The sequence below is a fragment of the Leisingera aquaemixtae genome, from assembly GCF_019801145.1.
GTDB lineage: Bacteria > Pseudomonadota > Alphaproteobacteria > Rhodobacterales > Rhodobacteraceae > Leisingera > Leisingera aquaemixtae_A.
The window spans coordinates 1-14,073 of record NZ_JAHVJQ010000009.1; the positions used below are offsets into that span (position 1 = coordinate 1).

A 14,073-nucleotide genomic window follows, 5' to 3' on the forward strand; every position below is an offset into this window, starting at 1 on the left:
ATGTGAAGAATTTTAGAAAGCTGCCGACTGCAGAGAAGCGCGAAAAACATCAACTTCGATTGACGCGCCCTACCGCAGTACCGCCTTGCAGGCATTATAGCCTTCAGTTTCCAGCCTACATGGCTCTCCACCACGCGTTCGATGAGACCGCGCACAGTCTCCAGCGCCTCTGTGCGGACCTCTCTGTCTGCGAGGGTCGCGGAAAGCTCGGCGACCTTCTTAGGGTAAAGCTCTGAGAGATTGGGATTGAACCGAACCGGTTCCGGGGCAGGGGCGGCGAGCTCGGAATCGAGCTCTGAGAGGCGTGCCTTCAGTTCTTCCAGCCGGACCTGAAGACCGGGGGGCGGAGGCCTATCGCGTCATAAAGCCCGTCAAGCTTGCGATTGGCGGCAGCGCGTTCTGGACACTTGGCTGTGAAAGTCAGCGAAGGGCAGCAACGAGCCCAATGCCGCCGATTGCTGCGTGTTGCTTGAACTGGCGCCAAGCGCGAAACGGTGACATTGGCCATTGCAGGGCAGGCCCACAAGACACTCTTCCAGCCAACTTAGACACAAAGGGCAGGAAGCCAGCTTTCAGGATTTGTACGGGCAAACCAAAGTTGCGATCCAAGCTAGGCTGCTTGAACGCGGTACTTGTTTGAAATCGCGGATACAGCAGCTTTGGTTTCCGGCGGCAGTTCCGGCTGCTCCAGTTCTGCCAGCATAACCTTGAGGTCGCCCTCAATGCGCTTCAGCAGGTCCTGATCCGCAAGCCCGGTGTTGCTGAGCGGAATGTTCGGGCCGAAGTAGCGGGAATTCCAGACCTGCGTCCGGCAGTTGTCGACGGTGTGCTGATGTGCGAGGAAATTCCCTGTGGGGCCAACCTCGCGGATCAGGTCGACGGCCATCTGATCGGCCGAGATTTCCAGACCTTGCCACATCTTGCGCAGCAACCCCGCAAGGTCGTCGCAGAGCAGCAGGGCATGCAGCGAATAAGTGAGGCCCTGGTCGAGCGAACCCATGTAATCGATCGTGGCGGGGCGGTTGTAGAACATCTGGGTCATGTTCGAGGATATCTCCCAGACTGCATCTTGATTAAAGCGGCGGGCAACGGAACAGCCGCCGATGCCGGTCAGCGAGGGGAAACCCAGCGCGCGGCGCACCTGGCACATCGCCATGTCGCCGACGGATGTCTGGGAAAAACTGCCGATGGCGCCGGTGGCCGGCTCCATGAAATTCACGTCGGAGCTGCCCACGCAGAAACTGCCCTCGGCAGCCAACTGTCCAAGGACGATGGCAGCAAAGTCCGTCATCAGCGCATGGGTGATGCAGCCGGCCAGGGTGATGGGCGACGACGCACCGCCAATCGGCAGGGTGCCGACGCTCACCGGGATACCCGCCCGGGCGGCGGTAATGATCTGGTCCGAATGGATCCGTGCAAGGTTCACCGGTAGAGGTGTGATCAGATGCAGGAAATATGGCTTCTGCCGAAGCGCCTGGTGCGATCCGCGCAGCGCGGCCGCCATCTCGATCACCGCATCCAGAGAGGAAGGGTGTTCGCAAAGGTATTCCAGCGGCTTGGTGGTGTTTTCCATAAGGCAGGCGAATTCATCGATCTCGCCGAACTGGTTCGACTCCTCGACATTCTTCACGGCGATGCAGACGCCGTCGACATTCGGCAGCTTGTCCGCGATCCGGGTGATCAGGGCGAGGTCTTCCCGCGTCGAGGGGCGCGGCTCTCCGGTGTCCTCGTCGTAGACGGCGATGCAGGTCATACCGGGCATGAACCAGGTGTGGTTGCAGTCGATCGTGATGGGGTTTTCGCCGTTCCGGTCCCAGAGTTCGGTCTTGCGGGCCGCGGTTTCCAGCGCGCGGCGGGTCACGGTTTCCGGGATTGTCACAATGCCATCGTCCGACTGGCTGCAGCCGGCGTTGCGCAGCAGGCTGTCGGCCTCGCCGCCCGGCTCGAACACCACGCCGGAGGTGGCCAGCAATTCAACCGCGGTGTCCACGATCTTGTCCACCTGTGCCTGGGTCAACGGCGTGTAGGCTGGCGTGGCCAGAGAGTGCGGGCCCTTGCTGGCAGGAGTGTCAGCGGAAAGGGGAGATCTTCTGCGGCTTCTGGCGCGGCGCATTATGTCCATCCTTTGAGTTTGAGCGGTCGCTCAAACTTGACGCGCATTTCCGGGTTTGTCCAGCCGCCAAAGTGTTCTCGACCGAATTATTTTATTTGAGCGCTTAAATAAACAATGCTACTGATTCTGGTCAGAGGGAAGGAGACCCACATGAAGGACGACGTGCTGTTTCAGGCTGATCCCAGGGCGGGCCGGACCGGATTGCCTGCGTGGAGCTACACCAATCCGGAGCTTCTGGAGGAGGAAAAGGAGCTTCTTTTCCGCCGCCACTGGCAATTGGTTTGCCATGTGAACGATGTGCCGGAGCCCGGCGATTTCATGGCCGCGGATTTCACCGGCGAACGGGCCCTGGTGGTTCGGGGCGCGGACGGCCAGGTGCGCGCCTTTCACAATCTGTGCCGCCATCGCGGCAGCCGGGTCGTGGCCGAGAACAAGGGCCATTGCAAAAACGCCATCATCTGCCCGTTCCACGGCTGGGCCTTCAATCTTGACGGCACTCTGCGCGGGGCGGCGCGGCCTGAAACCCTGCCGGATCTTGACCCGGTGGAATGGGGGCTGAAGCCGGTGGAGATGGACATCTGGCACGGTTTTGTCTTTGTCCGCTTCAAACCGGGTCCGCAGCCCGCGGTGTCCGAGGTGTTGGCGCAGTTCGAAGACGAGGTCGGCCCTTACGGCCTCACGGAGCTTCTGCCGGATGGCAACGGGATCAGCATCACCGAGATTGCAGCCAACTGGAAATGCGTCCGCGACGTGGACAACGAGGGCTACCACGTGCCGCTGGCGCACCCCGGCCTGCATGACCTGTTCGGCGGCAACTATGACGATCAGCCGTTCAGCATGGGTGCGGCGCGGTCCTTTGGCGGCTTCCGCCCCGGCGGCGGGCGGCTGTGGAGCGTGCGCAACTACAAGAAACTGCTGCCCAAGGCCGAGGCGCTGGACGACGAGCATCAGGCAGCCTGGCTTTACCTTGGGGTCTTTCCCAATCTTGTATTCGGGATTTACCCGGATTCGGTGATCTTCTACCATGAATTCCCGGTGGAAAACGGCCGCACCATTCAGCGCGCCGCCTGCTACAAACGCCCGGCAGAAGACCGGCAGATGCGTGTTGCGCGCTACCTCAGCGGCCGGATCGACCGGATCACCTCGAAAGAGGACGAGCAGCTGATCGAATGGTGCTGGGAGGCGGCCTTCTCCAGCGGTTACGATGGCGTGATCCTGTCGGACCTGGAACACGGCGTACGCAGCTACCACGACGAGCTGCGCAAGCTGTTTCCGGTTCTGGAACAGGATGAGCCGGAACCCGGGCAGCTGAAGACCAGGAACGCAGAACTGCTTGCCCAGCGCGGCAAGACATGAATGAAGGGCGCCGCCAAAGCACTGGCGGCGCCCTATTAACGGGGCAGGAGGACCCAGGAATGTTAACAGGAGAGAGGCGCCAAGGCCTCGCTTTGATCAGCCCGACATTGCTCTATTCGCTGCTGATGCTGGCCGCACCCCTGATAATGGTGCTGACGTTCAGCTTCTGGACCCAGAACTATCTGGAGCTCGATACCACTCTCACGCTGGATAACTACCGGGAGGCCTGGAGCAAGCCGATCTACAGCACCTTGATCTTCCGCTCGCTGAAGATCTCGCTGATTGTCACGCTTGTAACCGTGGTTCTGGCCTTTCCGATTGCCTATTACCTGTCCTTCCACGTCAAGCAGCGCAAAGCGCTGTGGCTGTTCCTGATCACGGTTCCGTTCTGGACCAGCTATCTGCTGCGCGTGTTTCTGTGGAAGGTGATCCTGGGCTACAACGGCGTGCTCAACACCGCTCTGAAGGGGTTGGGCATCATTGAAGAGCCGCTGACCTTCCTTCTGTATAACGCCAACGCGGTGGTGCTGACGCTGGCCCATGCCTGGGCGCCGTTTGCGATCCTGCCGATCTTCGTGGCGCTGGAGAAAATCGACCGCTCGCTGCTGGAGGCAGCCGAGGACCTGGGCGACGGGCCGGTGCGGCGGTTCTTCCGGATCACCCTGCCGCTGGCGATGCCGGGCGTGGTCGCCTCCACCCTGATCGTCCTGATCCCGACCGTTGGCGATTTCATTACGCCGAAGCTGGTCGGCGGCACTGACGGGCTGATGATTGCGAACATGATCCAGATCCAGTTCGGCAAGGCGAACAACGCGCCGCTGGGCGCTGCGCTGGCGCTGTCGTCGATGCTGATCGTGGCAAGCATCAGCGCGGTCATCTTTCTGCTTGGCAAACGGTTTGGAGGCAAGGTCCAATGAAATCCGCATTGAAGGCTTTTCCGTCCAAATGGCTGGCGGTATACGCCGTTGCCTACATGGTGTTTCTCTATGCGCCGGTGATCCTGCTGCCGATGTTCGCGTTCAACGATGCCACGGTCATCTCGTTTCCGCTGACCGGGTTCACGGCGAAGTGGTTCGGCGTGCTGTGGCAGACCGAAGCGCTGCATGGCGCGGTGCGGAATTCGCTGGTGGTGGGCCTCTCCTCGGCGGTGCTGAGCACCGTGCTGGGCGCCTGCGCCGCGAGGGCAGCGGCCCGCTACCGGTTTCCGCTCAAGCGCGGCATCATGAGCTTCATTTTGCTGCCGCTGGTGCTGCCGGAGATTATCGTTGCCGTGGCGCTGCTGGTTCTCTTGATGCAGCTGGGCATGCCGCTGTCGCTGGTGACTGTGGTCCTGGGCCATGTGCTGATCTGCACACCCTTTGCGATTGCGATCCTGAGCTCGGCCTTCCAGGGGCTTGATCAAAGCCTTGAGGAAGCCTCCTTTGATCTGGGCGAAACTCGCTGGGGCACCTTCCGGCGCGTGATCCTGCCGTTAGTGATGCCAGGGGTGGTGTCCAGCCTGCTGATCACCTTCACCATCTCGCTGGATGAGTTCATCATCGCCTTCTTCCTGACCGGCACCGAGGTCACCCTGCCGGTCTACATCTGGAGCCAGCTGCGCTTCCCTGGCAAGCTGCCGTCGGTGATGGCGCTGGGGACGATCCTTCTGGTCCTGTCCGTCCTGCTCCTGATCCTGGCCGAGTGGTTCCGCCGCCGGTCGGCCAGGAAACAGGGTATCGAAGCTTCAGCCACCGGAGGATTTGCCTGAAATGACGACCCCGCTCCCCAAGCCTATCATCGATCTGACAGGCATCACCAAGTCATTCGGGACCTTTCAGGCCCTGAAGGGCATCAATGCAACCATCAACGAAGGTGAGTTCTTTTCCCTGCTGGGACCCTCGGGATGCGGCAAGACCACCCTGCTGCGGATGATCGCCGGGTTCGAGTCGCCAACGGACGGCACCATCGTGATCGCAGGCCAGGACATGGCAGGCGTGCCAGCCAACCGCCGCCCCACCAATATGGTGTTCCAGTCCTACGCGATCTTTCCGCACCTCAGCGTCGCCGACAACGTCGGTTACGGCCTGAAGACCCGCAAATTGCCCAAGGCCGAGATCGCCCGCGAGGTGGATCAGGCGCTGCAAATGGTGGATCTCGGCGGCCTGGGGTCCCGCGCCGCGCATGAGCTGTCGGGCGGCCAGAGGCAGCGGGTGGCGCTGGCGCGGGCCCTGGTGATGAAACCCAAGGTGGTGCTGCTGGATGAGCCGCTGTCGGCGCTCGACAAGAAGCTGCGCGACCAGATGCAGGTGGAGCTGCGCCAGCTGCAGCAGCGGCTCGGCATCACCTTCATCCTGGTGACCCACGACCAGGAGGAGGCGCTGACCATGTCGGACCGCATCGCAGTGATGTTCGACGGCCGCATCGCCCAGCTAGCCACGCCGGAGGAGCTGTACAGGCGTCCTGTGGACCGGCGGGTGGCGTCCTTCATCGGGGTGATGAACTTCCTCGACGCCCGCGCCACCGGCAGGATGAACGGCCATCTGGCGCTCGACATTCCGGCGCTAGGCAGCATCGAACTGCCGTCGGCGCAGGTCCCCGAAGGGCTGGAGTTGCGGAACCTGGAGACCATCGGTATCCGCCCGGAGATGCTGACCATCCTGTTCGAAGGCAGCGAGCAGACCGAACACGTTGCCAGGGGCGAGGTAACGGGCACCGCCTACTATGGCGACATGACCTATTACAGCGTGCGCCTGCCCGGCCACAGCGAGGACGTGACCATTTCGATGCGCAATACGGCCGGCCGCTCCATCGTGCCGCCCGGCAGCGAGGTGCCGGTGGGCTGGGGTGCGGACTCCATCGTGCTGTTCCAGTAAGGCCGGCGCTTCGGCCCTTGCCCTATCAACACAGGTGCAAACAACATGAAATCGCCCCGCCAAACGGCGGGGCGTCTTCATGTTGGCAATGAGCGGATTGGCGAGGCTCAGAAACCGGCTTTGATCAGCTCGAACTCGGCGATCATCTTCTCGCGCAGCGCGGAGGGCACCGGGGCCTGCCACAGGGTTTTCGTCTTCAGGTCTTCGCTGACCTCAAGCCCCATTGCGGCCAGCTCCCCTGCGTTCATTTCCGCCATCGCCTTGGCATTGCCGTGGCCATAACCCCAGCTGGATACCAGATAAATGGCAGTCTTCGGCTCCAGCCAGGCGTTGATGAAGTCATAGAACTTGTCTTCGGACCCTGGTGCATCGGCAAGCTTGGCATAGCCGCAGACCCAGCTGGACGCGCCCTCATCGGTGTCGCGCTTGATTGCGATCGGGTGGCCTTCATAGCTCATCGTCGAATAGGTCTCGTTCCAGGCCCAGGCCAGGTAGACCTCTCCGCTTTGCATCAGCTGCGCCAGCGAGGCGCCGTCGGACCAGTAGGTGCGCACGTTCTGATGAACCGCGCGCAGGAAGTCCGAGGCCGCCTGGAACTGCTCTTCCGTGGCATTGGTCCAATCCTTGACACCGGTGGCCAGGAAGCCCAGCGCATAAGCATCGTCCACATTGTCCCCGATCGAGATCCGTCCCTGATGCTTGGGATCCGCGAAGGCCTGCAAAGAGGCGACATCCGCGTCGCTCAGATGATCGGTGTGATAGGTGACCGCCGTGTTGCCCCAGTCTGCCGGAATGAAGTAATTCTGCCCGTCCTTGGTGTAGGCCCTGATATCGCGGAAACTGGGCTCCAGCTCGTCCCAGCGTTCAATCCGTGCGGTGTCGAGCGGCGCCAGCAGCCCTGCCTCGATCCACTTCGGCACCGATTGAGAGCAGGGATGCGCAACATCGGCGCGGAACCCGGAGCGCAGTTTCTGGAAAGCCTCCTCCTCGTCGCCGAAGAAGGCGAAGGTGGGCCCGTCCCCGTGCTCTTCTATATAGGCAGCGAAGAAACCCGGGTCCTCGTATCCGGCCCAGTCGAAAACCGTCAATTCCGCATCAGCGGCCTGGCCTGCCCCTGCTAGAAGCGGCAGAACCATGCCAAGCGCAGTGGCTGTTTTCAAAATTTTCATGAAAGTCTCCCTGTTGCCGCGGCCCTGTTTTCCCGCCTTTCGCCCTCTCCGGCACGGTCCCGGCCGTGGTAGGAAAAGGTTAGGAGGGAAACCGGCTTGACACAAGAAATATTTGAGCGCTCAATCAAATTACAAAGTGAAACCTGCCTATCGAAGGGTAATGACTGATGCGCGACCCCCGCCATGACATCCTGTTCCAGCCGCTGAAAATCGGCCCGGTGGAGACAAAGAACCGGTTCTACCAGGTGCCGCACTGCGCGGGCATGGGCTGGCGGCGGCCGCGGACCGTGGCGGCGATGCGCGGGATGAAGGCAGAAGGCGGCTGGGGTGTCGTGAACACCGAGTTCTGCTCAATCCACCCGACCTCGGACAACGACTATTACCCCTATGCCGCGCTGTGGGATCAGGATGACATCCGCGCCAACCGGCTGATGACGGACGCCGTGCATGAGCATGGCGCGCTGGCCGGGGTGGAGCTGTGGATCGGCGGCGGCATGGTGACCAATTTCGGCACCCGGCTGGCGCCATTGGGCCTGCGCAACCGGCCGCAGACGGATGCCACCGTGCTGCATCCTGGCCAAGCGCGAAAGATCGACCGCGAGGACATCCGCAACATCCGCAAATGGCACCGCGATGCGGCGCTGCGGGCGGTCGAGGCCGGGTTTGACATCGTCTATGTCTACGCCACCCACGGCTACCTGCTGTCGGAATTCCTTGACCCGGTGAACAACACCCGCAGCGATGAATACGGCGGCAGCCTGGAAAACCGGGTGCGGCTGGTGCGCGAGCTGATCGAGGAAACCAAAGAGGCGGTCGGCCACAAATGCGCCGTCGCCACCCGCTTCAGCGTCGGACTGGGGGATGCGGAAAGCTACGACGCCTTTGCGATGCTGGCGGATCTGCCGGACCTTTGGGATCTGGTGGTGCCCGACTATGGCGTCGAGATGGGGGCCAGCCGGTTTGTGAAGGAAGCCTCATTCGCCGACAGCATTGCGCAGGCGAAATCGCTGACCTCAAAGCCCGTTGTTGCGGTGGGCCGCTATACCTCGCCCGACACCATGGCGCAGGTGATCCGCCAGGGCGGACAGGACCTGATCGGCGCGGCGCGGCCGTCCATTGCCGATCCGTTCCTGCCCAAGAAGATCGAAGAGGGGCGCAGCGAGGACATCCGCGAATGCATCGGCTGCAACATCTGCTATGCGCATGACTCGCTGGGGGTGCCGCTGCGCTGCACCCAGAACCCGACCATGGGCGAGGAATGGCGCCAAGGCTGGCACCCCGAGAAAGCCGGGCGCAGCGAAAAGCCGGAAAAGGTGCTGGTCGTCGGCGCCGGCCCCGCCGGGCTGGAGGCTGCCCGGGTGCTGGGCGAACGCGGCCATTCGGTGATGCTGGCAGAGGCCAGCCGGACCCTGGGCGGGCGTGTCACCCGCGAATCCCGCCTGCCGGGGATGAGCGAATGGGCCCGCGTGCGCGACTGGCGCGTCGGGCAGATTGAAAAGCTGCCAAATGTGGAGGTCTACCCGGAAAGCCCGCTGGACGCGGCGGATGTGCTGGATCTCGGCGTTGCCCATGTGATTGCAGCAACCGGGGCGGTCTGGGCATCCGACACCGTCGGCCGCCACTCCGACACCGGGCTGGAGGAGGAAGTGCCCGGCATGATCGTCTCCGCGGAAACTGTGCTTAACAGCGAGCCGCTCGATGCCGATCATGTGGTGATCTATGACGACGACCATTACTACCTTGGTTCGGTGCTGGCGCTGCAACTGCGCAAGGAAGGGCACCGGGTCACCCTGGTGACGCCCGCAGGCCGCCCCTGCGACTGGGGACAGTGGACCACGGAGGTCTACCAGTCGAACGCCGCCCTGATCGAGGCAGGGGTCGCAGTGGTGCCCAACCGGATGCTGATTGCCGCGCAGAAGGGCGAAGCTGTGCTGTCCTGCATGTTCTCGGGCACCCGCAGCACCTTTGCCTGCGATGCCATCATCCCCCTCACTCGCCGCCTGCCGGTTCTGGGGCTATACGACGGGCTGAAGGAGATGGGAGACGGGCTGCAGGAGGCCGGCATCAAATCGATGGCCCGGATCGGCGATGCCGAAGCCCCGCATATCATCGCCGCCGCCGTGCAAAGCGGCTACCGCGCGGCGATGGACCTGGGCCAGAATATCGATATCGCCAAGAAATACGGGCGGCGCGAGCATACCGTGTAAGGGGGAAGCCCTCAAAAGATACCGGTTTCGCGGCAGTGTCCGCGGCACCGCACACTCTCCAAAACTGACAGTGAGAGGATCGGCGCACCGCTTGTTCAGTGGTGTGCGATAGCGGCCGCATGCCCGGAGGCATGATAGTGCAGGCGCAAAAAGGGCGGGCACCGGAACCCCTTGGCGCCCGCCAGTTCGGGAAGGGTGACGGGAGCCTGTGCCACCCCCTCCAGCCTCACGCTGCCAGCTGTGCCTCCACCTGCTGGATGGCACGCTCCAAGATGCCGAACATCTCGTCGATCTGGTCCAAAGTGATGATGAGCGGCGGCGAAAACACCGCCATGTTGATCAGCGGGCGCACGATCAGGCCCATCTCCTCGCAGGCGGCATCGATCATCGAACCGAGCCTGCGCTCGGCCTCCAGATCCCCGGCCTGGCACTCGATGCAGCCCAAAAGCCCTTCGCCACGGGCGTCGCCGACGATATCGAACCTCATCAGATCGCGCAGGCGCGCCTGGAAATGCGGAGTGACGGCGCGGACATGCTCTAGAATGCCTTCGCGCTCGATGATCTCGATGTTTTTCAGCGCCGCGACGCAGGACACCGGATGGCCCGAATAGGTATAGCCGTTGGTGTAGGAGGAGGGCGTCCCCAGATGGCTCATCTGCTCCATCACCCGGTCGGAGATGATGCAGGCGCCAAGCGGCAGATAGCCGGAGGTCAGCCCCTTGGCGCAGGTGATCATGTCGGGCTGGATGCCAAAGACCTCCTCGGAGGCGAACCAGTGGCCGAGGCGGCCGAAGCCGGTCACCACCTCGTCGGAGATATAGAGAATGTCATTGGCGCGGCACAGCTCCCAGGTGCGCTTGTGGTAGCCGGGCGCGGGCACGATAACCCCGCCAGAGGACAGGATCGGCTCAGCGATGAAGGCACCGATATTCTCCGCGCCGATCTCTGCAATAGCGTGTTCCAGATCCGCGACCTTGGCATCGCACCAGTCCGCGACGCTCATGCCTGCGGGGCGGCGGTAGGGGTTCACGTCGGGCAGGAAATGCACCAGCCGGGTCTCGAAATCGAAATGGCTCTTGTCGCGTTCCTTGCCGGTCACCGAATGCGCCAGATAGGTGGAGCCGTGATAGCCCTTCTCGCGGGCAATGATCTTCTTCTTCTGCGGCTGGCCGCGGCGGTTGTTCATGTACTGCATGGTGCGCAGCGCGGTATCCACCGCGGTAGAGCCGCCGGTGGTGAAAAAGACATTGTTCAGGTCCCCCGGCGCCACTTCGGCGATCTTCTTGGCCAGCACTGCCGAGGGCTCGGTGGTGTTGGTAAAGGGGGAGGTATAGGGCAGCTTCATCACCTGCGCGGCGATGGCATCGGCCATTTCCCGGCGGCCATATCCGATCTGGGTGCACCACATGCCGCCCGGCCCGTCGATGTAGCGCTTGCCGGCAGCGTCCCGCAGATGGATGCCGTCGGCGCTCTCCATCAGCATGTTGTCGTAGCCGCGCCAGTCGTCCATTGCCATCCAGGGGTGCAGCTGATGGGTGCGGTCCCATTCATGCAGGGTGTCAGGGCTTGGCTCGTTGGCAAAACTGTTCGGTTTCATCTTGGTCATGGGGCACCTGTTAGGGCTCAGAACGGGCGCGGCGGGGTCGCCCGCGCGCGGCTGTTGATAAAGAAGGGTTTGTCTTCAACGGTGACCGGCACCAGCCGCTTGTTCCATTGGCCTTCCTCGTTGACGTAGATTTCGGCCCACAGGTCATCGGTGATGCCGTCGCCGAAGGGCGCCTTGAACTCGGCCAATGCGATGTTGCGCTTGGTGGTGGGGGACCAGACGCCAGAGGTCACATGCCCCACTTCCCTCTTTTTCTTGTGATAAATCAGCGCGCCGTCCGCCGGTTTGAAGCCGCCGATCTCGATTTTGCGCAGGTGGTAGCGCAGGCCGTTCTTTTGCTGGTCCAGCAGCGCCCGGCGGCCGTTGAAATGGCCCTTGGTGAAATCGACCATCTTGCCGAACCCTAGTTCCAGCGGGCTACGGCCGCGGCCCAGCCGCATGGCGGTGTGCACCGGCTGGAAGTCGAAGCCCGCGGCGATGAACCCGGCCTCGATCCGGCAGATGTTGAGTGCGTCAAACCCGATCGCCTTCAGCCCCCAGGGGCCGCCTGCCGCCCAAAGCCGATCCCACAGCTCCAGCGCCTTGCCGTTCGGCACCCACAGCTCATAACCCAGATCGCCGGTGAAGCCAGTGCGTGAAACCCACAGATCCGGCTCGATCTCGCGCCAGTCAAAGGGCTTCATCTCCGCGACAGCCTCCAGGCCCGCGTCCTGCAGCAATGAGAACGACGTGGGGCCTTGCAGCGACAGCGCCGCGATCTCATCGCTCTCGTCTGTGATTTCCGCGTCAAAGCCCCAGGCGGTGTCCAGCAGCCAAGTGTACATCGGTTCCTGGCAGCACAGGCGGAAATCCGTCTCCGAGAAGCGGAACAGGGTGCCGTCGTCGATCACCATACCCTCTTCGTCGCACCACAGGGCATAGCCGACCCGCCCGTCACGCAGCTTGGCGGCGTCGCGGGTCACCAGCCGGTTCACCACCCGCAGCGCGTCCGGCCCGGTGAGGCGGTATTTGTGCATCGGCGAAATGTCGAACAGGGTGGCCTGATTGCGGATCGCGAAATACTCGAACTCCACCGTGTCCAGCATCCCGGGCGATACATAACCGGCCCAATTGGTCCAGCTCTTGGCAGTGCTGAGCGCTTGCAGCCGCGGCTGGAACGGGGTTTCGATCAGGCCGATGGGTACATGTTTGGTCATCAGAGAACCCCGTCTTTCAGCAGTTGCAGCGCGCTGTTGCGGCCGGCCAGCCCGGTCACGTCGCCACCCGGATGGGCCCCTGCGCCGCAGAGGTAATAGCCCTCTGGGCCAAAGCGGTAATGCGCCATGCCGTTGGCAGGCCGCACTGTCAGGATCTGGTCGACACCTATCTCCGCATGGTGCCAGTGGCCGCCCGGCGCACCGGTCCGCGCCTCGATGCAGGCGGGGCTGAGCACTTGGCGTTCCGTGACCAGCGCACTGATGCCCGGCGCATATTTCTCCAGCGTTGCAAGTGTGGCAGCTGCCAGCCGTTCACGGGCGGCCGCATCCCAGCCGCCCTCCAGCCCGTAGGGAACGGAGCCGACCACAGCCGACAGCACGTGCCGCCCGCCGCCCGCCACTTCTGGATCTGTCAGGCTTGGTATGACGGCCTCGATCACCGGGTTTGCGGGCATTTCCCCGTATTTCGTCGGGTTGAAGGCGCGCTCCACATAGGAGGTGCTGGGCGCGATCAGTAACCGGCCGGCCATCAATTCGGGGCTAAGGCCAGGGAACACGGGCGCGGCGTTCAGAACCAGGTTCACCTTGGCGGCTGTGCCCTTGCAGCGCTGGTTGCGCATCCGGCGCACCGCTTCAACGTCGTAATGCTCTGCACCCGCCAGCATCATCGCGGCCATCGGACCGGTGTTGCTCAGAACCGCCTTGCCAGAGATCTCGGTGCCGTCCTCCAGCACCACGCCTGCAGCGCGATCGTTCTCGGTCAAGACCCGGGCCACGCTGGCACCAGTGCGGATTTCCGCCCCGGCGGCGCGGGCCGCTGCCTCAAACGCTGCCGCAACCGCGCCCATGCCGCCCATCGGCAGCTGCGCGCCGCCGCCCTGCCCCAGCCGGTACATCAGCGTGAAAACGGTCCCGGGCGAGCGCGGCCCGGCAAAGGCGCCGCGCACCGCATCCGCCGCCAGCGCGCCCGCCAGCGGGCCGTCCTCGAGGTCGTCCAGGATCAGGTCATAGGCGTTGGACAGCAGCACGCGGAGAAACTCGCGCATGTCCTTCTTGCCCATCCGCTTCAGATCCAGCCCCAGCTTGGCCAGCCCGGCAAGCTCCGTCAGCGTGCCCAGGCTGGCCAGACCGCCCTCAAGCGAGGGCGGGGATTTGGTTGAAAGCTGCCCCAGCAGCCCGGCAAACAGCGTCAGGCGGCGCATCATTTCGTCAAAGGCTGCGGCCTCCGGGTGCGGCCGGCCGTCTGCCAGCTCCGCCCTGCCGCTGCGAATCACAGCGTGGTAGCCGTCCTCCGACAGCGAGACCGCTGGCAGTTCGCGCACCTCCAGCGGCGCGCGGGGAGAGCCAAGGCCCAGTTCCTTCTTCACCTTGGGGTGCAGGTTATACAGCAGATGCGCGATTTCCGGCGCCTTGATGCCGCCGGCCAGCGTGGTGTTGCGGGCCATGCCGCCGGCGGTTGCGTTCCTTTCGATCACGCAGACCGACTTGCCTTTGCGCGCCAAGGTTGCTGCCGCGGCCAGCCCGTTGTGGCCCGCGCCGATGACAATTGCGTCGTAGGTGGGTGTGGTCATCTT

At 63.2% G+C, this 14,073-nt stretch carries 10 protein-coding genes; 5 read left to right on the top strand and 5 right to left on the bottom strand.

The features are described from left to right. Window positions 1-610: 610 nt before the first annotated feature. Window positions 611-2,122 carry a trimethylamine methyltransferase family protein gene (locus KUW17_RS17930; RefSeq protein WP_315899408.1) on the bottom strand — a complete coding sequence of 504 codons (1,512 nt, stop codon included), beginning with the start codon at window positions 2,120-2,122 and terminating at the stop codon, window positions 611-613. A gap of 141 nt (window positions 2,123-2,263) precedes the next feature. On the opposite strand from KUW17_RS17930, the gene KUW17_RS17935 reads away from it, so the two are divergent. Genes KUW17_RS17935 through KUW17_RS17950 form a run of 4 tightly spaced genes read left to right on the top strand, consistent with a single transcriptional unit; the run spans window position 2,264 to window position 6,321 of the window. Next, on the top strand, window positions 2,264-3,469 hold the full coding sequence (locus KUW17_RS17935) for an aromatic ring-hydroxylating oxygenase subunit alpha (protein ID WP_222481646.1): 1,206 nt from the start codon (window positions 2,264-2,266) through the stop codon (window positions 3,467-3,469). 59 nt (window positions 3,470-3,528) lie between these two features. Beyond that, a complete protein-coding gene (locus KUW17_RS17940; RefSeq protein ID WP_222481648.1) occupies window positions 3,529-4,386 on the top strand; it encodes an ABC transporter permease in 858 nt (285 codons plus the stop codon). Next, window positions 4,383-5,216, top strand: a complete 834-nt coding sequence (locus KUW17_RS17945) for an ABC transporter permease (RefSeq protein ID WP_222481650.1) — start codon at window positions 4,383-4,385, stop codon at window positions 5,214-5,216. Before KUW17_RS17940 ends, KUW17_RS17945 begins: the two co-directional genes overlap by 4 nt. A 1-nt stretch (window position 5,217) precedes the next feature. Next, window positions 5,218-6,321, top strand: coding sequence for an ABC transporter ATP-binding protein (locus KUW17_RS17950; protein WP_222481652.1), 1,104 nt, complete (start codon window positions 5,218-5,220; stop codon window positions 6,319-6,321). Between the two features lie 107 nt (window positions 6,322-6,428). Here the strand turns inward: KUW17_RS17950 and KUW17_RS17955 are convergent, their stop codons facing one another. Then, window positions 6,429-7,490, bottom strand: coding sequence for an extracellular solute-binding protein (locus KUW17_RS17955; protein WP_222481654.1), 1,062 nt, complete (start codon window positions 7,488-7,490; stop codon window positions 6,429-6,431). A gap of 167 nt (window positions 7,491-7,657) precedes the next feature. On the opposite strand from KUW17_RS17955, the gene KUW17_RS17960 reads away from it, so the two are divergent. Further along, window positions 7,658-9,697, top strand: a complete 2,040-nt coding sequence (locus tag KUW17_RS17960) for an NAD(P)-binding protein (RefSeq protein WP_261397276.1) — start codon at window positions 7,658-7,660, stop codon at window positions 9,695-9,697. A gap of 226 nt (window positions 9,698-9,923) precedes the next feature. Here the strand turns inward: KUW17_RS17960 and KUW17_RS17965 are convergent, their stop codons facing one another. Genes KUW17_RS17965 through KUW17_RS17975 form a run of 3 tightly spaced genes read right to left on the bottom strand, consistent with a single transcriptional unit; the run spans window position 9,924 to window position 14,070 of the window. Beyond that, entirely contained in the window at window positions 9,924-11,294 is a 1,371-nt protein-coding gene (locus KUW17_RS17965; protein WP_409996783.1) for an aminotransferase, read from the bottom strand. Between the two features lie 26 nt (window positions 11,295-11,320). Beyond that, a complete protein-coding gene (locus KUW17_RS17970; protein ID WP_222481658.1) occupies window positions 11,321-12,499 on the bottom strand; it encodes an aminomethyltransferase family protein in 1,179 nt (392 codons plus the stop codon). After that, entirely contained in the window at window positions 12,499-14,070 is a 1,572-nt protein-coding gene (locus KUW17_RS17975; protein ID WP_222481660.1) for a phytoene desaturase family protein, read from the bottom strand. The genes KUW17_RS17970 and KUW17_RS17975 overlap by 1 nt, the downstream gene beginning before the upstream one ends. Window positions 14,071-14,073 lie beyond the last annotated feature (3 nt).